Annotated in this window: 21 protein-coding genes; 6 read left to right on the forward strand and 15 right to left on the reverse strand. The window is 40.2% G+C overall.

All coding sequences use genetic code 11. From position 1 onward, the window contains the following. Positions 1 to 65 precede the first annotated feature (65 nt). A complete protein-coding gene (locus JFU01_RS02000) occupies positions 66 to 1,223 on the reverse strand; it encodes a YcjF family protein (RefSeq protein ID WP_195855645.1) in 1,158 nt (385 codons plus the stop codon). 174 nt (positions 1,224 to 1,397) lie between these two features. Here JFU01_RS02000 and trhA point away from each other — a divergent pair, with 174 nt between their 5' ends. From trhA to rnjA, 3 genes are all read left to right on the forward strand, one after another. After that, positions 1,398 to 2,075: a PAQR family membrane homeostasis protein TrhA gene (gene trhA, locus JFU01_RS02005; RefSeq protein ID WP_198434174.1), complete on the forward strand. Its 678-nt coding sequence runs from the start codon at positions 1,398 to 1,400 to the stop codon at positions 2,073 to 2,075. A gap of 133 nt (positions 2,076 to 2,208) precedes the next feature. Beyond that, on the forward strand, positions 2,209 to 2,427 hold the full coding sequence (locus JFU01_RS02010; protein ID WP_060778127.1) for a DNA-dependent RNA polymerase subunit epsilon: 219 nt from the start codon (positions 2,209 to 2,211) through the stop codon (positions 2,425 to 2,427). After that, positions 2,427 to 4,100 (forward strand): ribonuclease J1, encoded by a 1,674-nt coding sequence (gene rnjA / locus JFU01_RS02015; protein ID WP_070558085.1) that lies wholly within the window; start codon positions 2,427 to 2,429, stop codon positions 4,098 to 4,100. The genes JFU01_RS02010 and rnjA overlap by 1 nt, the downstream gene beginning before the upstream one ends. Before the next feature lie 74 nt (positions 4,101 to 4,174). On the opposite strand, the gene JFU01_RS02020 is transcribed toward rnjA, so the two are convergent. The 11 genes from JFU01_RS02020 to JFU01_RS02070 all read right to left on the reverse strand — a co-directional run bounded on the left by JFU01_RS02020 (position 4,175) and on the right by JFU01_RS02070 (position 14,846). Beyond that, a complete protein-coding gene (locus JFU01_RS02020) occupies positions 4,175 to 4,360 on the reverse strand; it encodes a DNA-directed RNA polymerase subunit beta (RefSeq protein ID WP_195855647.1) in 186 nt (61 codons plus the stop codon). Next, positions 4,357 to 5,670: a UDP-N-acetylglucosamine 1-carboxyvinyltransferase gene (gene murA, locus JFU01_RS02025; RefSeq protein ID WP_195855648.1), complete on the reverse strand. Its 1,314-nt coding sequence runs from the start codon at positions 5,668 to 5,670 to the stop codon at positions 4,357 to 4,359. The genes JFU01_RS02020 and murA overlap by 4 nt, the downstream gene beginning before the upstream one ends. Positions 5,671 to 5,724: 54 nt before the next feature. After that, positions 5,725 to 6,366 carry a uracil phosphoribosyltransferase gene (gene upp / locus JFU01_RS02030; RefSeq protein ID WP_060778123.1) on the reverse strand — a complete coding sequence of 214 codons (642 nt, stop codon included), beginning with the start codon at positions 6,364 to 6,366 and terminating at the stop codon, positions 5,725 to 5,727. Positions 6,367 to 6,401: 35 nt separating this feature from the next. Beyond that, positions 6,402 to 7,619, reverse strand: coding sequence for a serine hydroxymethyltransferase (gene glyA, locus JFU01_RS02035; RefSeq protein ID WP_111822355.1), 1,218 nt, complete (start codon positions 7,617 to 7,619; stop codon positions 6,402 to 6,404). Positions 7,620 to 7,696: 77 nt separating this feature from the next. After that, positions 7,697 to 8,728, reverse strand: a complete 1,032-nt coding sequence (locus tag JFU01_RS02040; RefSeq protein ID WP_195855650.1) for an L-threonylcarbamoyladenylate synthase — start codon at positions 8,726 to 8,728, stop codon at positions 7,697 to 7,699. Between the two features lies 1 nt (position 8,729). Further along, complete coding sequence (gene prmC, locus JFU01_RS02045; RefSeq protein ID WP_195855651.1) at positions 8,730 to 9,608, reverse strand: peptide chain release factor N(5)-glutamine methyltransferase; 879 nt, start codon at positions 9,606 to 9,608, stop codon at positions 8,730 to 8,732. Beyond that, on the reverse strand, positions 9,592 to 10,674 hold the full coding sequence (gene prfA, locus JFU01_RS02050; RefSeq protein WP_195853619.1) for a peptide chain release factor 1: 1,083 nt from the start codon (positions 10,672 to 10,674) through the stop codon (positions 9,592 to 9,594). The genes prmC and prfA overlap by 17 nt, the downstream gene beginning before the upstream one ends. Before the next feature lie 15 nt (positions 10,675 to 10,689). Continuing rightward, the gene (locus tag JFU01_RS02055) at positions 10,690 to 11,310 is read right to left on the reverse strand and encodes a thymidine kinase (RefSeq protein ID WP_060778118.1); all 621 of its coding nucleotides are present in this window, start codon (positions 11,308 to 11,310) and stop codon (positions 10,690 to 10,692) included. Positions 11,311 to 11,465: 155 nt separating this feature from the next. After that, the gene (locus tag JFU01_RS02060) at positions 11,466 to 12,113 is read right to left on the reverse strand and encodes a type 1 glutamine amidotransferase (RefSeq protein ID WP_195855652.1); all 648 of its coding nucleotides are present in this window, start codon (positions 12,111 to 12,113) and stop codon (positions 11,466 to 11,468) included. Continuing rightward, entirely contained in the window at positions 12,110 to 13,465 is a 1,356-nt protein-coding gene (locus JFU01_RS02065; protein ID WP_195855653.1) for a Mur ligase family protein, read from the reverse strand. Before JFU01_RS02065 ends, JFU01_RS02060 begins: the two co-directional genes overlap by 4 nt. Before the next feature lie 136 nt (positions 13,466 to 13,601). Then, a complete protein-coding gene (locus JFU01_RS02070) occupies positions 13,602 to 14,846 on the reverse strand; it encodes an AI-2E family transporter (RefSeq protein WP_195855654.1) in 1,245 nt (414 codons plus the stop codon). A gap of 100 nt (positions 14,847 to 14,946) precedes the next feature. On the opposite strand from JFU01_RS02070, the gene JFU01_RS02075 reads away from it, so the two are divergent. Both JFU01_RS02075 and JFU01_RS02080 read left to right on the forward strand, forming a co-directional pair. Beyond that, positions 14,947 to 15,960, forward strand: coding sequence for a lactonase family protein (locus JFU01_RS02075; RefSeq protein WP_195855655.1), 1,014 nt, complete (start codon positions 14,947 to 14,949; stop codon positions 15,958 to 15,960). Positions 15,961 to 16,063: 103 nt separating this feature from the next. Beyond that, the gene (locus tag JFU01_RS02080; RefSeq protein ID WP_070558105.1) at positions 16,064 to 16,891 is read left to right on the forward strand and encodes an undecaprenyl-diphosphate phosphatase; all 828 of its coding nucleotides are present in this window, start codon (positions 16,064 to 16,066) and stop codon (positions 16,889 to 16,891) included. A 69-nt stretch (positions 16,892 to 16,960) separates the two neighbouring features. Here the strand turns inward: JFU01_RS02080 and ald are convergent, their stop codons facing one another. The 3 genes from ald to lysA form a co-directional block, all read right to left on the reverse strand. Next, positions 16,961 to 18,064: an alanine dehydrogenase gene (gene ald / locus JFU01_RS02085; RefSeq protein WP_195855656.1), complete on the reverse strand. Its 1,104-nt coding sequence runs from the start codon at positions 18,062 to 18,064 to the stop codon at positions 16,961 to 16,963. A gap of 124 nt (positions 18,065 to 18,188) precedes the next feature. Beyond that, on the reverse strand, positions 18,189 to 19,160 hold the full coding sequence (locus tag JFU01_RS02090) for a diaminopimelate dehydrogenase (RefSeq protein ID WP_195855657.1): 972 nt from the start codon (positions 19,158 to 19,160) through the stop codon (positions 18,189 to 18,191). Between the two features lie 30 nt (positions 19,161 to 19,190). Next, the gene (gene lysA / locus JFU01_RS02095; RefSeq protein ID WP_195855658.1) at positions 19,191 to 20,507 is read right to left on the reverse strand and encodes a diaminopimelate decarboxylase; all 1,317 of its coding nucleotides are present in this window, start codon (positions 20,505 to 20,507) and stop codon (positions 19,191 to 19,193) included. 351 nt (positions 20,508 to 20,858) lie between these two features. Here lysA and phoU point away from each other — a divergent pair, with 351 nt between their 5' ends. After that, positions 20,859 to 21,530, forward strand: coding sequence for a phosphate signaling complex protein PhoU (gene phoU, locus JFU01_RS02100; RefSeq protein ID WP_013669817.1), 672 nt, complete (start codon positions 20,859 to 20,861; stop codon positions 21,528 to 21,530). The last annotated feature ends 91 nt before the right edge of the window (positions 21,531 to 21,621 follow it).

The following is a 21,621-nucleotide window of genomic DNA, read 5'->3' on the forward strand; positions in this document are numbered from 1 at the left end:
TCATTTATTCTTTTAACCTGTCTAGTCAATCGATAACAACTAGTCTCACGCTCTTCACATGACGATTAATCTTTCATGTCTTCGACATCTTGAAAGTCTTTATCTTTCTTCCCGCGTCTTAGGCGTTTTCTAAAGTGCGTTTTCATTAATTTATTAAGACTTTCAAGGGAAATTTCTTCGCCCTTAGCCTCCGATTCTGCAATAATGGTTAATACTTCAATATAGGACATAGCTAAGGCAGTCGTCACCATAGCAGCAGTCGATCCTGAGATCAGCCCCCCTAATGCAGATCCTAAACCTGGAATAAACTTCACCAGGTTGGAGGCAATGGTTCGCCCGATATAAGTCGCCCCACCAGTCCCGATCACTGCCCCTAAGATACTAATGACTTGCTTACTTTGCATAGATATGCCGAAGATAGCTGTTATCCTAGCTAGCATAGTAATTTGAATTGGCACGAGCAAAGTGGCGTCAGAGAAAGGGATCGGGGAAAAACCGACTCCAAAAGTCATGGCTACTGACTTTTTTGCCCAACGGCGAGCAGCCTTGGCCTTCCGTTTAATATCAATCCGTTGAGCATTGGTAAAAGCGGGATGAACATTTTCTGGAATAACTAGGAAAGTTAAATTAAGTAAGTCTTCCAAGCCGAAAGCTTCGATAGTGACTTGATCATTAATTCTGTAATCGGCTGCCATGACTGGAATGACACCCTGGATAGGTAAATTAAGACTTTCAATATAAGACTTCATGGTATCACCCGCTTCACCAATTGATTGGGTCAAAACGACAATAACTGGCATATGGTCAGCGAGCTGCTCAATCAAGTCAATTTCCATTTCTTCAATCCGTTGAGAATTCGCATTGATACAGTAATAAGCTGCGTGCAAATGGCTGCCCTCTTTAGTGAGATCAGCTTGTAAAGCATTAATTTCTTCTTTAATTTGCTTTTGCACTTCTTTTGAAAGCTCTAGTCCCCGACTATCATATAAATTGATGGGCATGTCTTCTTTACTAAGCTTTTGAATATGTTGGGTGATGGGTTTTCCTACGCCCGTTTTAGCCAGTTCTTCTCGAAAGATATTATTAATTAAAGTACTTTTACCCACACCAGTTTTTCCAACGACGAGAATTTCAATTTTTTCCATTTCATTAATCGTATCGCCGGCCTGGTTGAGTAAATCGTCTGCGAGTGAAAAATCAAAGTTTTTAGGATTAAATGCCATTCTGCTACCTCCTCAGTTCCCTACAATTATAGCAGAAGACGCTATTAAAGATAAATTAGGACGACTTTAACTCAAGCTTGCAAGACAAACTCCAGATTTTCTTCCTCCAACACCGATTAAGGACTTGTGTTATTATATAATTATAAAGTGAGCTTAATGGAAAGTAGGATGACCATGGAAAAGCAACAAAACCTCTTGTTTTCAAATCCCCAGATATTGAATTCGCGGTCCTATCAAGTAACAAGTCAAATTTTTAGTGCGATTAGCCATGGCATCGGCTTACTGTTAGCCCTAATTGGTACGGGACTTTTAATTAGCAAAGCTTTCCAATTTCAAGAACTTAACCGGCTAATGGCTTACACCATTTATGGCTTGTCGATGATTAACTTATATTTCTTTTCAACCATGTACCATGCTCTATATTTTACCAAGGTAGCCCCAGTCTTCCGCTTTTTTGATCATTGCAGTATTTATTTTCTCATTGCTGGCTCCTATAGCCCTTTTTGTTTAGTTGCTTTAAATAACTCCCTGGGCTGGCTAATTTTCTTTATTGAGTGGTTGATTGTAGCCTTAGGTCTTTATTGTGAAATCTATAAGCGGCATTGGTTGAAAAAATACTCAACCTACATTTATTTAAGTATGGGCTGGCTAGCTGTCTTTATTGTTTACCCAATCATCCAGTCGGTATCTCTGGCTGGCCTTCTATGGCTTTTAGCCGGGGGACTTTTTTATTCGCTAGGAACTTCTTTCTATCGTTTCGATCATAAATATGTCTATTTCCATACCATTTGGCACCTCTTTGTTCTATTAGGGACCGCCTGCCAATTTATATCGATTTATTTTTATGTTTAAGGCGCCTAATGAAGCAGGGACTTGCTAGAACAACTTTATTTAGGCAAAGCTCTGTCATTATGCTAAAATAGAACAAGCGATATTGATTCAATTCCAATAAACAAGCTAATTAATACTAGAAAAGGAGAATTTTATGATATTTAAGGTGACTTATCAAGAAAAAGCTAACGAAGCACCTGTTCGTGAAAAAACTCAAGCACTCTATATCGAGTCCGATAGCATTATCGATGTACGCCAACAATTACGAGAAAATACCCCTTATCTCGTTGAACACATCCAAGCATTAGATGAAGCCCATCTGGCTTATGAACAAAAAAGCCCAGATTTTCATCTTACGGAGTTTGATAAATAATGAGTTTTGAAGTAAAAGATAATGAAGTTTATGTCTTTGCCATTGGTGGTCTTGGCGAAATTGGGAAAAATATGTACGTGGTCCAATACCAAGACGAAATCATTATTATGGATAATGGGGTTAAATTTCCTGACGATGAATTACTTGGCATCGATTATGTAATTTCAGACTATAGCTACCTCATTGAGAATAAAGATAAGGTAAAAGGAATCTTTGTTTCCCATGGCCACGAAGACCATATTGGTGGAATTCCTTGGTTATTAAAACAAGTGAATTTTCCTATTTATGCTGATCAATTAGCACTGGCTTTAATTCGAGGCAAATTAGAAGAACATGGTTTATTAGGTGATGCGATTCTACATGAAATCGATGACGAATCTATCATTAATTTTGATAAAACATCCGTTTCATTCTTCACAGTAAACCACTCAATTCCTGGCGCCAAGGGAATTTTAGTTAAGACTCCCGTTGGAGCAGTTGCTTTCACAGGAGACTATAAATTCGATTTTACTCCAATTGGTAAGCATGCAGACTTGCACAAAATGGCTCGTATCGGTGATGAGGGGCTCTTACTCCTATTAGCTGATTCAACCAACTCTGAAGTTCCTGGTTGGACCATGTCTGAACACTATGTGTCCAATTCATTGAAAGATATTATGACGCCAATCGAAGGCAGAATCATTTTTGCTTCCTTTGCTTCTAATATCTCCAGGTTAAGTGAAGCCATAGAAATAGCAGTCAACACTGGCAGAAAAATCGCTGTTTTTGGGCGCTCAATGGAGAACGCCTTCCGCAATGCCCAAGAAATTGGCTATTTTAATATTCCAGAAGGTACCTTTATTGAGTCAAAAGAAATTAACGACTATCCGGATAATGAGATCATGATTATGTGTACAGGGTCTCAGGGGGAACCATTAGCTGCCCTAAGTCGAATTGCTAATGGCACCCACCGCCAAGTGACCTTGCACCCAACAGATACCGTCGTATTTTCTTCTTCCCCAATTCCTGGTAACTTATCCAGCGTCAATAACCTGATTAACAAGTTACTAGAATCTGGAGCTGAGGTGGTTCACGGTAAGATTAATAACGTCCACACCTCTGGACACGCTAGTCAAGAACAGCAAAAGCTATTACTTCGCTTGATGAAACCAAAATTCTTTATGCCTGTTCATGGGGAATACCGCATGCTGTGTGTTCATGGTGAAACCGCCCAAGCTGTTGGTGTACCTGAAGAAAACGTCATCATCCATGATAATGGCCAAGTTGCTGCCCTAACCCAAGACTCCTGGCGAGAAGCTGGTAAGGTACCTGCTGATGCTGTCTATGTTGATGGTAAGGGGATCGGTGATATCGGTAATATTGTCCTCCGTGACCGGCATAATCTTTCCGAGGATGGTATCGTTATCGTTGTGGTTACGGTTAACTTTGAAAATAACGAATTAGTTGCAGGTCCTGACATTGTCTCACGTGGATTTATTTATATGCGTGAATCTGGCGACTTAATTAAAGATGCCCAAAAGGTTGTTCAAACGACGGTTATTGGTCATCTCAACTCAGGAAAGGAAGTCAATGAGAAGATACTCCGTGATAGTATTCAAAATGCTCTCTATCCTTTCCTACACAAGCGTACCAAACGTAATCCAATGATTCTACCTGTTATCATGCCGGTTTAAGCCAATGAGCAAGTAAAAAAGGAGCAACTTCAGTGAATAATCTTTCACTGAAGTCGCTCCTTTTCTATTAGTTTTTATTGAAAGAAAGCGTATAAATGGTTCCAAACATCTTGGTTAAAGACGTTAAATAGCTGGTGGTCACTACTAATACCATAACCCAGTAATAATCCAATTAAAAATAAGAGGACCATTCCTAAAAGGCAAATAAGTAACCACTTAAAAAAGTTTTTAAATCGACTAACTAAAAGCTCCTTATTCATGATCCAACCTCATCTAAGCGGCTTTCAATTTCTTCCTGACTATATTTATCAAGATCAAGCCGAATAACCTTTGCTCCCAAAGCTTGCAATTTTTTATCAAAATTAGCATAGCCACGGTCGAGATACTCTAGTTTACTTACTTTAGTAATGCCTTCTGCCACTAAACCAGCAATAATAAGAGCTGCTGCTGCACGTAAATCAGTTGCCACAACTGCTGCCCCTTGTAAGTGGTTAGGGCCATCAATCGTTGCAGTATCACTGGTAATATTAAAAGAAACGTTCATCCGTCTTAATTCTTCTAAGTGCATAAAACGATTTTCAAAAACAGTCTCTTCTAATTTTGAACTTCCATGGGCAATGGCTTGGGCAATGCTGAATTGGGCCTGCATGTCTGTTGGAAAACCGGGATAAGGCATGGTTTTTATATTTGTGGCCTTTAATTCTTTCGGGCCGATAACCCGTATTCCTTCCATTTCTTCTTCAATTTGAACACCCATTTCCTTTAATTTAGAAATTAAAGGGAGATTATGTTCTGCTACTGCGTCTTTAACCAGGACATTGCCCCCAGTGACTGCTGCAGCCACCATAAATGTCCCAGCCTCAATACGATCATGGATAACGGCATGCTGGGTACCATGCAAGGATTCCACGCCGCGGATCCGAATAATATCGGTACCAGCACCAGAAATCCTTGCCCCCATACGGTTGAGGAAATTAGCCAAGTCAACAATTTCAGGTTCCTTGGCAACATTTTCTAAAATGGTGTCCCCTTTGGCTAAAGTTGCCGCCATCATAATATTTTCAGTTGCTCCTACACTAGGAAAGTCCAGATAAATATCGGTCCCGACTAATTCATCACAACGAGCCTCAATATAACCATTTTCGGTCGTCACCTTAGCTCCCAGGGCCTCAAAGCCCTTTATGTGTAAGTCAATGGGCCGTGAGCCAATAGCACAACCGCCTGGCATGGCCACTTTGACACAACCTAAGCGAGCTAATAAAGGGCCCATAACAACGACACTGGCGCGCATCTTACTGACAAATTCAAAGGGCGCTTCACTTTGGATAGCCCCACTAGCATCCACTGTTATCACTCCAGCTGCTTCATCAAAGTCCACTTGAGCATCAAGGTAACCTAAAACCTTATTCATCAAATAGACATCAGAAAATAAAGGGCAATTTTCAATAACACTTTTTCCTTCTTCGGCCAATAATGTTGCAGCCAAAATAGGAAGCACCGTGTTTTTGGCTCCATCGACTTGTACAGTTCCTTCTAAGCGCTGACCGCCTTTAACGACCATCGTTTCCATTTATTTAGACACCATCCATTTTCCTATGCTTTCTAACGAAACTTTTTCCTTAAATTAAAGGGTACCGAATAAGCGGTCACCAGCGTCCCCTAAACCAGGAACAATATAGCCATCTTCATTGAGTTTTTCGTCAAGAGCTGCTGTATAAATTTCCACTTCTGGATGAGCTGCTTGTAAAGCTTCTACCCCTTCAGGAGCAGCAACCATACATAAGAACTTAATATCAGCAGGCGAAACATTGCGTTTCATTAAGGCCTCAATGGCTAGAATAGCTGATCCACCTGTTGCTAACATGGGGTCTACAACAAGTACTTGACGTTCTTCAATGTCGCTAGGCATTTTAAAGAAATACTCGTGTGGTTCTAGAGTTTCTTCATCACGATACATACCAATATGGCCTACTTTAGCGGCTGGTGACAAAGATAGGATTCCGTCAACCATACCTAAGCCAGCCCGAAGAATGGGAACAATGGCCATCTTTTTACCAGTAATCATTTTTTGAGTCGTTTTTGTAATCGGGGTTTCGACTTCAACTTCTTTTAATGGCAAGTCACGTGTCGCTTCATAACCAACAAAAACCGTGATTTCATCAACCAATTCACGAAAGTCCTTACTCCCTAAATCTTTATCGCGTAAAATCGCTAATTTGTGTTGTACTAAGGGGTGGTTAACAATATGTAATCCTTCTTTGTTCATAAGAAACTCCTTCTTTTTAAATCTATTTCCCTACTTTACTCACTGAGCGGATATTTTTGGGTCAATTGCTTAACTTGTTCCTTAACCTTGGCAATGACTTGATCATCATCAAAATGTTTGACGACTTGGACAATCAATTGTGCCAGCAAGCGACAATCATCTGCTGTAAAGCCACGTGTCGTTATCGCTGGTGTCCCAATACGAATGCCACTGCATTGGGTTGGCGGCAAAGTTTCACCCGGAATGGTGTTCTTATTGACCGTGATATGGACTTGACCAAGCTTCTCTTCAACTGCTTTACCAGTTAAGTCAAAGTCACTGACTCTAAAAGCGATTAAGTGGTTATCCGTTCCACCAGACACCACATGAATACCCGCTTTACTAAATTCGCTAGCCATGGCCTGAGCATTGATCACTACATTTTCCATATAATCTTTAAAATCAGGGTTTAAAGCCTCTTGAAAAGCGACCGCCTTAGCAGCAATAACATGAAGTAAGGGACCCCCTTGGTTACCAGGAAAAATTCGGCTATTAATTTTTTTAGCGTAGTCAGGATTATTGGTTAGAATAATCGCTCCCCGGGGACCTCTCAGGGTTTTATGGGTAGTTGAAGTCACTACATCAGCATAGTCGACTGGATTTTCATGGATTCCAGCTGCTACCAAACCAGCAAAATGAGCCATATCGACCATTAAAAGAGCCCCGACTTCATCAGCTATTTGGCGAAAGGCTTTAAAGTCTAACTTTCTAGAGTAAGCAGAATATCCTGCCACAATCATTTTTGGCTTTGCCTCCAAGGCAGTTTGACGAATAGCGGAATAATCCAGCTGTTCGCTTTCGGGATCGACACCGTAGGAAACAAAATGGTAGCGACGTCCAGAGAAATTAACTGGAGAGCCATGGGTCAAATGACCGCCATCGGTCAGATTCATTCCTAAAACCGTATCTCCTGCTTTTAGGAGGGCATCATAAACGGCCATATTAGCTCCCGAACCAGAATAAGGCTGGACATTCACAAAGTCTGCGTTAAATAATTTCTTAGCGCGGTCAATGGCTAATTGTTCAATCTTATCAACAACCTCACAACCGCCATAGTATCTTTTTCCTGGATAACCTTCCGCATACTTATTGGTTAAAATACTCCCTTGTGCGGCTAAAACATCCTTTGATACCCAGTTTTCGCTAGCTATTAACTCGATACCATTTTCTTGGCGTTGTCTTTCTTGATCAATTAAGGTAAAAACTTCATCCATTATCTCACTTCTTTTCTTTCAATACAGATCGTTTCTGTTGATACTAAGTCGATTTTACCATAGATCGTGATAGATGTTTACGATTCTATCTTTTTACTGGCAGCTTTTAGTAAACGATTACGGTAGGCGGTATTAGCCTCTGTATTAGCTAATAATTCAACGTAGAGTCTTTTAATTTGATCATTATCATCAAAGGCCCGTAAACCCGCAAATAAAAGGTGGGTGGCTGTTGCTTCATTAGTTCCTAAACTAAAAGTAGGCAGGTCAGCATCTAAGTGACTCAAGATTTCATCGCTAGCGATCACCGCACTTTCAGGAGATAATCCCTGCTTAGAATCAATAAGATCAAGGAGCTTGGCATGACTGATGGCAATCACCTCTTGGTGGGGGCTATAGTGGCGATATTTCATCCCTGGTGCCTTGGGATGTTCCTTAGAATCTTCAGCAATTTGCTGGGTGGCATCGATTATTCTTTGATTTGGTAAGGCATTCCGTAAGTCTTTTAAGGTGATCGCACCTGGTCTTAAAATAGCCAATTCTTCTGGATTACTAATATCTAACACCGTCGATTCAACCCCAATATGGGTAGGTTGACTATCTAATACTCCCGCGATTTTACCATCAAAATCATGTAAAACATGGTCAACCGTCGTTGGACTCGGTTTACCTGATAAATTGGCGGATGGTCCCACAATCGGAAAACCTGTTTCTCTAATGACTGCCAAGGTGAAATCGTGGTCGGGCATCCGAATGCCCACTGTATTTAACCCCCCAGTAACGGTTGGCCCAAAAACTCCAGGCTTAGTCGGAACAATCAAGGTCAAGGGTCCCGGCCAGAATTGATCAGTCAGTTTTTTAGCAATTGCAGCTTGAGCTTCATTGGCTATATTGGAATAACGAAACAAATCTTCTTTACGGCAAACATGAACAATCAGAGGGTTATCACTAGGGCGCCCCTTAGCCTCATAAACAGAAGCCACTGCCCTTTCGTTATTCGCAATCACTCCTAAACCAAAGACAGTTTCCGTAGGGAAGGCAACCAATTGGCCTTGTTTTAAATATTCTGCTGCCTGAGCAGTCTGTTCAAATGTAAAGCGCTTGGTAATCATTTTATTTATCCTTCTTCCATTGCACATAGATTATTCGATCAATACCATTATAGTCTTTAATCGATTTCACTTCAGCCTTAGGATTTGACTTTTTAAAGAGACTGATAATCTTAGCGGCTTGGTGACTTCCACACTCCATTAATAGGATACCGTCAGCCTTCATAAAGGACTGGATGTGGCGGGCGAATTGCTTATAGTAATAATACCCATCGTCTTTGGCAAAGAGAGCTAGCTTCGGCTCATACTTTAAGACGTCCTCCCCCATTTCATCGATTTCATTTTCACTGATATAGGGCGGATTAGAAATAATCAGATCAAATTTTCGCTGAGCTACTGCATCTAGCATATCGCCCTTGATCCATTCAATAGTGACTTGGTGAAAATAGGCATTTTCCTTAGCAACTGCTAGGGCATCTGAAGAGATGTCAACAGCTGTCAGTTTCAAATCAGACAATTCTTTAGCTAAGGTCACCGCAATTGCCCCTGAACCTGTCCCTAGATCTAAGACATCGGCTTGCTTTTCTAACTGGCCGCTTTTCCTTAAAGTATGAACACAATCAATCAAACGCTCCGTATCAAAGCGAGGAATCAAAGTAGCTTCATTCACGCGAAAACGATAGCCATAAAACCATGCCTCCCCTAATAAGTACTGGTAAGGCATATCCTCATTAACGATTTTTTCTAACATTTCCTGGTAGTTTTTTAAAGTCACTGGATCCATTTGCTCTCGCTGCTTACGATACCAAGTCGTTACATCCCAATCCATCATGCCTAATAACAGATGGTAGGCAATGGCTGGGTCCTTACCCTTTCTTTCCAAAAAAGAAGAAGCCCATTGCTGAGCTTCTATAAATCGTAGCTGATTAGATGGTAGTTTCATTGAGTTCCTCTAATTTTTGCGCTTGATCAGCAAGAATCAGGGCATCGATTATTTCATCTAATTCTCCGCCCATAATGCGATCTAATTTTTGTAAAGTTAGGTTAATCCGGTGGTCGGTTACCCGGTTTTGTGGGTAATTATAGGTTCGGATTCTCTCAGACCGGTCCCCTGTTCCTACTAAGTTCTTTCTTTTTTCGTCGTATTCATCTTGTTCTTGTGATTGATAGTAGTCATAAACCCGTGACCGCAAGATAAGCATAGCTTTTTCCCGGTTTTGTTGTTGAGAACGTTGGTCCTGCATAGCGACTTGAATACCGGTCGGAATATGGGTCATCCGCACCGCTGAACTGGTCTTGTTAACGTGTTGTCCACCAGCACCGGAAGCGCGATAGATATCGGTTCTAATGTCCTTCTCATCAATTTCAAAGTCTAAATCTTCCAATTCAGGCATAACACCAACCGTAGCTGTTGAAGTATGGACCCGACCTTGGGATTCAGTTTTAGGCACCCGTTGCACCCGGTGAGCGCCACTTTCATATTTTAATTTTGAATAGACTTTGTCCCCTGAAATTTGAAGAATAATTTCTTTATAGCCCCCTAAGTCATTTGATGAGGCATCAGCAACTTCAACATGCCAGCCTTGGGATTCTGCATAGCGCGAATACATTTCAAAGAGGTCAGCCGCAAATAATTGGGCCTCGTCCCCACCAGCTGCCCCACGGATTTCCATAATAATGTTCTTGTCATCATTAGGATCACTAGGCAACATTAAGACCTTAATTTCTTCTTCTAAATCGTCACGCTCAGCTTTTAATTGATCGAGTTCACTCTTAGCCAGCTCTAGCATGTCCTCTTCGGATGTCTCTTTAATCAGCTCTTCAGTATCTTCGATGCCTGAAACAACTTCCTTATAGTGCTTAAAAGTATCTACTTTAGGACGAAGATCCGCTTCTTCCTTAGCTAAATCCCGAAAGCGTTTATGATCATTAATCACATCTGGATCACTTAAAAGCTCAGCAAGCTCTTGATAACGAGCGATAAAAGTATCTAATTGCTCTTCTAACATTTAATCAACCTTCCCTTATTGGCATAATGATGCACGGTGAACTGCGATTTTCCCATCTTCTAATGGGGGGTGGTTATAATGTTTACGACATACTGGATAATAAGATTCATTACCACCAATTTGAATTTGTTCACCAGTATATACCGGTTTGTCATTATGAATTCGTAAGTTCATTGTTGCTTTTTTAGCACAGAACCAACAAATTGTTTTTACTTCTTCGATTTTATCAGCCAAAATTAACAAATAGTGGGAGCCTTCAAAAAGTTCATTTTGAAAATCATTTTTTAGGCCAAATGCCATCACTGGTATGTTTAACTGGTCGACCACTTTAGCCAAATCAAAAATATTCTGCTTACTTAAAAATTGTGCTTCATCAACTAAGACACAGTAGATTTTTTCCTTTTCATTTTCAGATTCAATATAGGAAAAAATATCAGTATCAGGATCGATACTATAGGCCTCACGATCTTCTCCTATACGACTCGAAATAACGCCGATGGTTCCTGACCGGTCATCGATCGCGCTAGTCATTACTTTGACAGGTTTACCTTGCTCTTCATAATTATGGGCAACTTTTAAGATTTCAAAAGATTTTCCACTATTCATTGCCCCGTATCGATAAAATAACTGTGCCATGGATTTTATACCTCACTATTCTCAATTATTTATAATAACTTTAGTCAAGTCAATAGTCAACAAACAGCTAAACTTTAAAAGCTAAAACGTATGGCCACTGAAGCTGTTTTTACTCATAAAAAAACTGGCAGATGCATTCATCCGCCAGTATCCACCTAATGCGCTTTTTGATCGATGGCCAGATCAATCAATCTTTCAGCCAAATGGGGATTATTAACTAATAGAGGACCGTGAAAATAAGAGCCAAAGGTATTCTTATAAATAACCCCTTCTACCTGGTCTTCATCATTATTCCCATAGCCTTCAATCATCCGCCCCAAAGGCTCTACACCAGAGGCGAGATAGGTCCGACCGGCATGGTTTTCATAGCCTACATAGTCCTCATCAAAACGGTCACAATGCATTTTTGTGGTTCCAATCAGTCGTTCTGGATAGCTCTTAGTATAGAAATCAATGGCTCCAATACCGGGGTAGTCTTCCCCATTAATGGTCTGATAATAATTTCCCAAGAGTTGGTAGCCCCCACAAATTCCTAACAGCACCTTATTGCTTTCGATGTACTCGAGCAAGGCGCCTTTTTTATTTTGCAAGTCACGGCTCACTACCGATTGCTCATAGTCTTGTCCGCCGCCAAAGAAGATAAAATCATAGCGGTCACTGTCTAAGGTGTCATCAATAGAAATAATCTCTTTTTCTACCTGAAGTCCCTTTTCCTTGGCGAGGTACTGGAGCATAAGCAGGTTTCCATTATCGCCATAGGTATTCATTAAATTGCCATAGAGATGGCCAATTCTAAAGATCATGATTTCATCCGCTCCTTCACAAGATGTTGGTCAGCTAATTCTCGTCTAAAATCGAGCATGGCAGTATAGGTAGCTAAGACATAGACTTTTTGGCTGGGGACAGATGCAATCCATTGTAGGGCTCCCTGTGAATTAGAAAGTTCTTCTAAGCGGTCCTCATCAAAACCGGCCACTTGCATCCGAACTTTAAGGTCTTTTACCCGTATGCCCCCTACCGCCGTAGCTTTCATGTTAGGTAATTGGGCGATATTTTCAAACATGGCGTCCCAAATCCAGGAAATATCCTGACCATCAGCAGGATTATCATTGAGGAGAACTAATAGAGAAAACTCTTCTTGGTCTAACTCCAATAAAGAAACGATTTGGTTAAAACCAACCGGGTTCTTAATGAGATTAATACGAGTGTCCTTGCCATGAATGGTTAAGGCCTCTTGACGACCAAACATCCGCTTGGCCCCCTGCAAGCCCTCATGAATGGCTGTTTGGCTTAGCCCTAAATAACGAGCAATTGAATAAGCCGCTAGGGCATTATATATATTATAAATTCCCGCAACTGGGATAGTAAAGGATTGACCCTCAATAGTAAATGTTGAAGCTTCTGGAGTTAAATTATCCACCTGGTCCACTGAATAAGTTAAGCTTGGCCGGTGAAACTGACAATTAGGGCAGAAATAATCACCTAAATTACTATAAGTAATCATATGATAGTGAAGGATATGCTCGCAGCGGGGACATAGGACCCCATCGGTATTATAATGGGCCATCTTATCAGTCGTTTTATCCGAATTACTAAAACCAAAGTAAGCCACATTATGATGAAAATCCCGTGACGCAAAAATTGGCGCGTCACCATTCATCAAGAGCAAGCTTTTAGGACTCTTATTAGCCCCCTCTAAAATGTAATCGAAGGTCGTATAAATCTCCCCAAAGCGGTCCAACTGATCTCTAAATAGATTAGTTACTAAGATCACTTCCGGTTTAATGTATTCGGTAATGTGGCGAACGCTAGCCTCATCAACCTCAAGAACAGCTATTTTATCCCCCTGTCCTGTGGAATTAGCATTCAAGAAAGTGGATATAATCCCTTGTTCTAGGTTTGAGCCGGTATCATTAGTTAATACTTCATCAAACTTTTGGCGCAAAATATTAACGGTAAGAGCCGTGGTAACTGATTTACCATTGGTTCCGGTAATGATAACTACCCGGTAATTTTTGCCCAGTTCAGCTAAAATAGCCGGATCCAATTTTTTAGCAATTTTCCCTGGCAAACTGGATCCGCCTTTGGTTAATTTCTTGAGTAAAATTTGCACCAAGCGGGCGCTATGCTTGGCAACTTGTGAACGCAATGTCATTAAAAGCTACTCTCCTCTTTTTACTTACATCTTCAAATTCATTTTCCTGTAGCTATCGAGTTAGCTCGCTTAGCTAGGAAATTTGCTTAACTTTTTCTTCGTCAATAAAAGGCCTTGACCAGGATCACTAAGATTATTATTTATGGTCTTGGTCGACTAGGGGCTCCTTTAATTCCTGTTCTTGGATCAAATCTTCTTCATAGAGGCCCGAAACTTCCCGATACCATTCAAAGATATAGGTGAAAATCACCTTTAAAACGGCGTAAACCGGAATAATAATGATAATTCCCACCACTCCAAAGAGGTCTCCACCAGCAATTAGTAGAAGCATAATGGTAATGGGGTGAATATTCAAATTACTGCCTAAAATGAGTGGGGAAATAATCCGACTTTCGATGGTTTGTTCAATAGCAAACACGATAAGTACCTTGATAACCATAAAAGGATCTTGAACTAAACCAACAATTAAAGACGGCAAGATTCCAAAGAAAGACCCTACATAGGGGATAACATTCAAGGCCCCTGCAACAACCGCTAGGATGGTCCCGTAATTTAAGCCGATTATGGCATAACCAATGGCAAACATCACTGCTACCGCGATTGCTACAAAGATTTGCCCTCTAACATAGGCTGATATTTGCTGGTTCATATCCGCCAATAGCCGCATGGTCTTATTACGAATCTTCACTGGAATAAAGGAAGCAAAATTATTCCTAAATTTCTCACCATCAGCAATCAAATAAAACAAGATTATAGGTGCTGTCACTAAGGCAATAATCACCCGGGTAATCACACCGAAAACAGAACCAATACTGGACAAGGTTGTATTCATGAGCTCGCGCCAATTAAAGTTAAATTGATTTAGATTAAAATTATTTAAGTATTCTGCTAAAGTCTCCTGACTTCTCTCGAACCAGCGACCAAAGATAATATTTTCAATTTCTGACTGGTACTGGGCCCAAATATTTGACCAATTGCCGATTAAATGTTTGGCTTCATCAATTAAATTAGGAATGAATGAAATTAACCATAGAATGATTAAAACCAGTACCAGGAGCACAATTCCAGCTATCCAATAAGAATTCAAGCCCCTTTTCCTTAGAAAATTAATTAGGGGTGAAGACAAGTAGTAAAAGACCCCAGCAAAAATAATGGGCAAGATTATTGTTTGGATAAATTCAATAATTGGGGTAAAGACAAAAGCGATTTGGGTTAATAATAGGATAAATAAAGCGAATAAGATTAAAATGACTAATAGCGAGACATAACGATTGTCTAGGACGCGACTAACGATATCGGGCATTTTTAGCCAGGAAAAACCTTGCTTATTTTGCTTTTTATCCTTATTTTTTATTTCTGTATTCTGCTTGTTTTGAGACATATAAACACCTACTTTTCCAAATGATTTTACCATACTTGTTCGCTAAATAAATTAACATAGTGTAAAATTTAATATATCAGAGATTGTAAAGGAGATTATTATGGAAAAGATCTATTTAGCTGGCTATACACGTCAAGACAACCAAGGCATCCATCTTCTAAAATGGGATAGTCATCATGAGGAAATTAAAGGACATGAATTAATAATTTCTGAATCAAATCCAACTTACCTGGCTCTTTCTACTGATGGTAAAGAACTCTATACGCTCACTGACCAACCGAGCCCTGGAGTCAGCCATTATCGAAAAGAAGGGCAGCATTTCGTTTTTGTTGATCACTGTGCCTTTTTGGAACATAACGGCTGTTACCTAGCTCTAGATGAAGAGCGCCAATTATTACTCAATGCCAATTACCATGAAGGGACATTGGCGCTTATAAAAATACAAAGTGATGGTCAATTACAGCTCCAACAAATAATCAGCCGGACTGGACAAGGACCTCACCCCAACCAAGAAAGCTCTCACTGTCATTATTTTAACACTAGTCCAGATGGCAAATACTACCTAGCCTGTGACTTAGGGACAGATAGTGTGATCAGCTATCAATTTGACCAAGAGGGCCAATTACAGGAAAAAGCCTCCTACCAATGTCAACCAGGTACTGGCCCCCGCCACTTAGTTTTCCACCCTAAAGAAGACATTCTTTATGTGATTGGTGAGCTTTCACACACCATCGATATTTTGACTTATGATGAGGGTCACTTTTCCTTTGTCGACCGGGTGAATTGTTTACCAGAGACTTATAGCGGTGAAAATAGTAGTGCTGCAATTCGTATCTCCCAAGATGGAAACTTCTTATATGTCTCCAATCGAGGTTACAACAGCCTAGAAGTATTTGAAGTTTCTAAAGATGGTTCTCAATTAAGTCATATTCAATCCATTTCTTCTGGTGGAGACTTTCCACGTGATTTTAACTTTGACGCTAACCAAAGTCACGTCATTGTAGGACATCAAAAAGAGAAGAAAGTGACCTTTTTTAAACGTGACCACAATACCGGACAGTTAAGCCCACTCAATGTCAGCTGCCCCATTAATGAAATTGTTTGCGTCCAATAGGCTTAAGCAAATTAAAAAAAGCTAAAAATTACGCCTAGGCCTAGTCAAGGCCTCGTATTTTAGCTATACTACAAAAATGCTAGTGAAAGGATGCGTTTTTTTAATGTTAGATATTATCAAAGTTTTCATCATGGGGATTGTCGAAGGAATTACCGAATGGTTGCCAATTAGTAGTACTGGCCATTTAATTTTGGTAGAAGAATTTATTTCCATGGATTTTAGACCGGAATTTTGGAATATTTTTGTATACGTTATCCAATTAGGGGCAATCTTAGCCGTTGTTTGGATCTATTTTGACCGCTTAAATCCTTTTTCAAGTCAAAAAAGTGCTGAAGAGAAAAAGCAGACTTGGGAAACTTGGTTTAAGGTGGTAGTTGGCTGTATTCCCGCAGGTGTTATTGGTCTTTTATTTAACGACTTCGCTGAAGAACATTTTCAAAATTGGGTGGTAGTATCTGCTGCACTGATTATTTACGGAATTGCCTTCATCGTCGTTGAAAATCGAAATAAAAACCGCCCTGTAACCGTCCATTCTACCCAAGATTTATCTTACAAAAAAGCCTTTCAAATTGGACTCTTCCAGGCCCTATCAGTCATTCCTGGGACCTCAAGGTCTGGTTCATCTATCTTAGGGGCAACGATTTTAGGAACCTCCCGTCCTACTGCTGCCGATTTTTCCTTTTTTATGAGTATTCCCATTATGTTCGGAATGACTTTCTTAAAACTGACTAAGGGCTTCCTCGACGGTTTTCGTTTTTCAACCGAAGAAGGCTTCCTACTAATCTTAGGAATGGTCATCGCCTACATTGTTTCGATTTTAACGATTCGCTTCTTACTACGCTATGTCCAAAAGAATGATTTTAAAGCCTTTGGTTGGTATCGGATTGCTTTAGGAATTATAGTAATTATCTTTTTTGCTATTTTTCAATAATCACTAAAACGGCTAAACGAAAAGAGAGACTGTTTTCACAGCCTCTCTTTTTTCTTTACCTAAAGACTATTAGAATTTTAACTCTTTGTAGTCATGCTTACTGGTTTCAGCTACATCAGCACTAGTTAATTCACCCTTGTAGGTGTTTACCCCAGTAAATACTGTGTGATTTGCCATCGCAGCTGCTTCAATACCTAAATTAGCAATTTGTTGAACATAAGTCATGGTAGCGTTGGTTAATGCTTCTGTAGCTGTCTTTGGTACAGCTCCTGGAATATTTGCAACGGTATAATGAACAATACCATGTTTAGTATATACAGGATCATCATGGTTGGTTGCATGGTCAGAAGTTTCAAAGTTACCACCTTGGTCAATAGCAACGTCGATTAAAACAGAACCTTCTTCCATGGTTTTCACCATATCTTCTGTTACTAAAATTGGTGCCTTACGTCCAGGAATAAGAACGGAGCCAATGACTACATCAGCATCCTTTACTTCATTAGCAATGTTATAAGCATTGGACATCAATGTATTAACGCGACCTTGGAAGAGGTCATCTAATTCACCTAAACGTGCTGGATTCAAGTCAAGAATAGTTACATTAGCGCCTAAGCCAACAGCCATCCGAGCGGCATTATAACCAACATTACCGCCGCCGATAATAACCACTTTTCCAGCTTGGGTTCCTGGCACACCACCTAAAAGTTTCCCTTTACCACCATTAGTTTTTTCAAGATAGTGAGCACCGACTTGAATAGCAGTCCGTCCAGCCACTTCACTCATTGGGTTAAGTAAAGGCAATTTTCCATTTAACTCCATGGTTTCATAAGCTACACCTGTGGTTTTATTTTCAATTAAAGCATCCACCAAAGGTTCGTTATCCGCTAAGTGCAGATAGGTCATCACAATTAAGTCTTCACGGAGATATTGGTATTCAGATTCAAGGGGTTCTTTAACCTTAACCACCATATCCACGTCCCATGCTTCTTTAGCAGAGCTTACGATCTTAGCTCCTACTTCTTCATATTCACTATCTTCATATGAAGAACCTAGACCAGCTGAGCTTTCGATAAGCACTTCATGACCAGCTTGGACAAGGTTAAAGGCATTGGCCGGTGTCATTGCCACCCGATCTTCATGATTCTTGATTTCTTTAGGTACACCAATTCTCATTATACAAAGCCTCCATTCACATATTTGACTCAAAACAGTTAGAGGATCAGAGCTGATCCTCTCAATTTCCAACTGACTTCAGTATATCAAATATGACATGTAAATGCTTTCTTTATGCTCAAGGCTAGAGCAATTCGTGGCGGAGTTGTGCACCGGATTTTGCAGAAAGGTAAGCGGGGGCAATATCAAAGACGGTCTTAGCCCCAAATTGTTCTTCCTTAGCTAAACGGTAAGCAGCTCGCGCATAGCAAGTATTCACTGCACCGGTGAACTCAGGGTTGCTGCCTAATTGCAGGGCAAAATTATAAACTGCGTGGTGGTCAGCGCTGGTTTGCCCTTGGCGCACCACTTCGCCCCCATGAGGAATTCCTTTATGGTTTTGATCTAATTCTTCTTGAGAAATAAAATGCACATCGACTTGGTCATAGGGGGCGAAGTAATCAGGCATGGTCTTGATCGCTTCGGCAACTTGGTCTGGATCAGCGCCCTCTTCTAAGACCGCATAGACTTCACGACTATGGGCAGTCGCTTGTTGGTAATCAATAGGATCACCAGCCTTTGCTGCCTCTAGCATGGCTTGATTAGGCACGGTATATTGAATAGCTGCCTTGACGCCATCTACCCGGCGTACTGCATCAGAATGGCCTTGGCTAACCCCTCTGCCCCAAAAAGTATAGGTTTGCCCTTGCGGTAAGATTGTTTCAGCTAATAAGCGGTTAAGTGAGAACAGACCTGGATCCCAACCCGTAGCAATCACAGAGACATGGTTATTTTCTTTAGCAAGTTGATCCATTTGATCGAAGTATTCTGGAATCTTATCGTGGTTATCGTAAGCATCCACGGTATTAAAGTTTTCCGCTAGACGAGGAGCTTGAACAGGAATATCAGATTGAGAACCACCACATAAAATTAGGACATCAATTTTGTCTTTAAAGTCAAGAATGTCATCAATTTGATAGGCCGGGCTCTTTGTATCTAATTGCTCAGGCTGGCGTCTAGTAAAAATTCCTAGCAATTCCATATCTTCCGCTGCATTAACTGCAATTTCCACGCCTTTACCTAAATTACCATAGCCAACAATACCAACTTTTATCATTTTTGTTTCCTCCTTTAAATTCCAATAAAACTAATCTTCTTTATTCTTATAATTATAGTCGTTTCTGAGCAAATCTTGGTAGCTTTCTCGTTTGACAGCCAAATAAGATTGCCCATCCTCGACAAAGACCAAGGCTGGACGTCCCAGACGATTATAATTCGAACTCATTGTATAAGTATAAGCCCCTACTCGAGGAATCACCAAGAGGTCCCCGATCCGAGCCTCTGGCAAGGGAGCATCTTGAACCAACTGGTCACCAGTTTCACACAATTTTCCTGCCACGCGGTACTCCCCTTCGACCTCATCATTCATCCGATTAGCTAAGGCCGCTTCATATTTGGCTTGATACAGGGCTGGGCGAATATTGTCTGACATCCCACCATCGACAAAGACAAAGGGTTTTCCAGCCAGGGTATGTTTGACACCCCCAACGCTATAAAGAGCTGTCCCGAAATCATTAATTAAAGCCCGTCCCGGCTCAATGCTTACGGTATCGACATGCTCTAAGCCATATTGATCAATTGCTGCTTCAATGACTTGAATGTAGCTTTGTAAAAATTTCTCATAATCAAAAGGACGATCTGCTTGGCTATAGTACACACCAAAACCGCCGCCCAGGTTAATCTCTCTTACCTGACAGCCGGTTTCTTCTTCCATTTGCCGACAGAATCCCAACATTAAATCGGCTTCTTCAAAGAAGAATCTTTCTTCTAATATTTGTGAGCCGATATGGCAATGGAAGCCGGCAAAGTCGAGCCAATCGCTCTTAACCATCTCTTTAACCAAAGCCACCGTATCCTCATCATGGCTACTCATACCAAATTTAGAATCATCGCGGCTGGTTTGGATATATTTATGGGTGCTTGCTTCAATCCCTGGATTAATTCTCAAAAGGACCTTAACCTGTTTATTAAGGGATTTAACAATTTTCTCTACTTTATAAAAATCAGTCTGGCTATCAATAACAAATGTTCCAATCCCTTGCTCAAGAGCTAGAATGATCTCTGACTCTGTTTTATTATTGCCATGGAAATATATTTTTTCACCTGGAACACCAGCTGCCAAGAGTGTGTAAATTTCCCCACCACTAACGGCATCAAGATAACAGCCCTGTTCATTGATTAGTTGAGCGATATAAAGGTTTAAAAAGGCCTTGGAGGCATAGATAATATGAGTAGTAAACTTTTTAGAATGGAAGCCATTGATAAATGTTTTCGCTTGATCTTTAATCCCTTTTTGATCATAAATATAAAGCGGAGTTCCGTACTCTTCCTTCAGACGAGAAACAGGAATATCGGCAATGTTTAATTCATTATTAACCACTTGCATGTGTTGCGTCAGTTTCATATTTTGCCTCCTAGATATTTTTCATGATACTAACTATTTTACCCTAAAAACTGCTTTTAGTGATCAAATTGTCAGTCTACTCATTAAATTTATTGAAAGATTAGCAATATATAAGCTAAAAGTCAATAAATAATATATTACGGAAAAGAAGCCAATATCAGAAACAATTTTTAACTTTTATTAAAAAGCTATCACTTTTAAACAATAATTATTCAGAACATTCATGTTAAAATAGAGATACGAAAATTAGTATTCCAGTAATCAATAATATTGTAAGGGCTTCCTTTTACTTTATGAGTGGATTATGGTAAAATACTATTTCTATATAAGATATCGGGGAGTGAGTTTTTAATGAAAAAGACACAACTAAGAAAGGCCTTTGTCGAAGAATTAAAGACCTTAGATGGTCAATTTACACGTATGGGAATCGATACTACTAAAGCTATTGAAGAAGCTGTTGATGCGCTTCTCAACCATGATAATGAAGCCGCTGAAAAAGTGATTAAAAATGACGAAAAGATTAATGCATATGAAGTGGCCATTGATAAGGAATGTTTTCGGCTAATTTCCCTACAAAGCCCTATCGGCGATGAATTACGCTTTATTATTTCCATCATCAAGGCCAGTGCTGACCTTGAAAGAATGGGCGACCATGCCGTCTCTATTGCAAAAGGAGCTCTACGGATCGCAGATGAACCCCGTTTAGAAAATATTGAATCTGACCTAGAAATAATGACTGATACAGTCATTGAAATGGCCGAGCTAGCTGTTAACGCCTTTGTTACCCGTAATGACCAACAAGCTAAGGCGGCAGCAGAAATGGACGCCAAAGTTGACCACTACTTTGATAAACTAATCCCACAAGTCGTGTCAGATATGAAGAAGGATAACAGCTTAGTGGTAACTGGTGCTTCATATATTTCCATGATTTCTAATCTAGAACGCATGGGTGACTACGTGACCAATCTCTGCGAACGCATTATCTATTTAGATGAAGGCAAGGTTGTCGATCTTAACGGCTAAATAAGAAAATATAATTTTCACTTTATTAGGTGCTGATGAACATTATGGTTTATCAGCACCTTTTATATATTCTTTTTATTATTGACGCGCA

The sequence above is a fragment of the Aerococcus sp. Group 2 genome, from assembly GCF_905125285.1.
GTDB classification, from domain to species: Bacteria; Bacillota; Bacilli; order Lactobacillales; family Aerococcaceae; genus Aerococcus; species Aerococcus urinae_E.

Bases quoted from the DNA above. Each gene is read 5' to 3' on its own strand.
- ald (WP_195855656.1), bottom strand. From the start codon at position 18,064: ATGAGAATTGGTGTACCTAAAGAAATCAAGAATCATGAAGATCGGGTG.
- JFU01_RS02060 (WP_195855652.1), bottom strand. From the start codon at position 12,113: ATGATCTTTAGAATTGGCCATCTCTATGGCAATTTAATGAATACCTAT.
- JFU01_RS02000 (WP_195855645.1), bottom strand. From the start codon at position 1,223: ATGGCATTTAATCCTAAAAACTTTGATTTTTCACTCGCAGACGATTTA.
- phoU (WP_013669817.1), top strand. From the start codon at position 20,859: ATGAAAAAGACACAACTAAGAAAGGCCTTTGTCGAAGAATTAAAGACC.
- JFU01_RS02020 (WP_195855647.1), bottom strand. From the start codon at position 4,360: ATGAATAAGGAGCTTTTAGTTAGTCGATTTAAAAACTTTTTTAAGTGG.
- JFU01_RS02065 (WP_195855653.1), bottom strand. From the start codon at position 13,465: ATGACATTGCGTTCACAAGTTGCCAAGCATAGCGCCCGCTTGGTGCAA.
- JFU01_RS02070 (WP_195855654.1), bottom strand. From the start codon at position 14,846: ATGTCTCAAAACAAGCAGAATACAGAAATAAAAAATAAGGATAAAAAG.
- glyA (WP_111822355.1), bottom strand. From the start codon at position 7,619: ATGGATGAAGTTTTTACCTTAATTGATCAAGAAAGACAACGCCAAGAA.
- trhA (WP_198434174.1), top strand. From the start codon at position 1,398: ATGGAAAAGCAACAAAACCTCTTGTTTTCAAATCCCCAGATATTGAAT.
- JFU01_RS02055 (WP_060778118.1), bottom strand. From the start codon at position 11,310: ATGGCACAGTTATTTTATCGATACGGGGCAATGAATAGTGGAAAATCT.
- JFU01_RS02080 (WP_070558105.1), top strand. From the start codon at position 16,064: ATGTTAGATATTATCAAAGTTTTCATCATGGGGATTGTCGAAGGAATT.
- prmC (WP_195855651.1), bottom strand. From the start codon at position 9,608: ATGAAACTACCATCTAATCAGCTACGATTTATAGAAGCTCAGCAATGG.
- JFU01_RS02010 (WP_060778127.1), top strand. From the start codon at position 2,209: ATGATATTTAAGGTGACTTATCAAGAAAAAGCTAACGAAGCACCTGTT.
- rnjA (WP_070558085.1), top strand. From the start codon at position 2,427: ATGAGTTTTGAAGTAAAAGATAATGAAGTTTATGTCTTTGCCATTGGT.
- prfA (WP_195853619.1), bottom strand. From the start codon at position 10,674: ATGTTAGAAGAGCAATTAGATACTTTTATCGCTCGTTATCAAGAGCTT.
- lysA (WP_195855658.1), bottom strand. From the start codon at position 20,507: ATGAAACTGACGCAACACATGCAAGTGGTTAATAATGAATTAAACATT.
- JFU01_RS02090 (WP_195855657.1), bottom strand. From the start codon at position 19,160: ATGATAAAAGTTGGTATTGTTGGCTATGGTAATTTAGGTAAAGGCGTG.
- JFU01_RS02040 (WP_195855650.1), bottom strand. From the start codon at position 8,728: ATGATTACCAAGCGCTTTACATTTGAACAGACTGCTCAGGCAGCAGAA.
- JFU01_RS02075 (WP_195855655.1), top strand. From the start codon at position 14,947: ATGGAAAAGATCTATTTAGCTGGCTATACACGTCAAGACAACCAAGGC.
- upp (WP_060778123.1), bottom strand. From the start codon at position 6,366: ATGAACAAAGAAGGATTACATATTGTTAACCACCCCTTAGTACAACAC.
- murA (WP_195855648.1), bottom strand. From the start codon at position 5,670: ATGGAAACGATGGTCGTTAAAGGCGGTCAGCGCTTAGAAGGAACTGTA.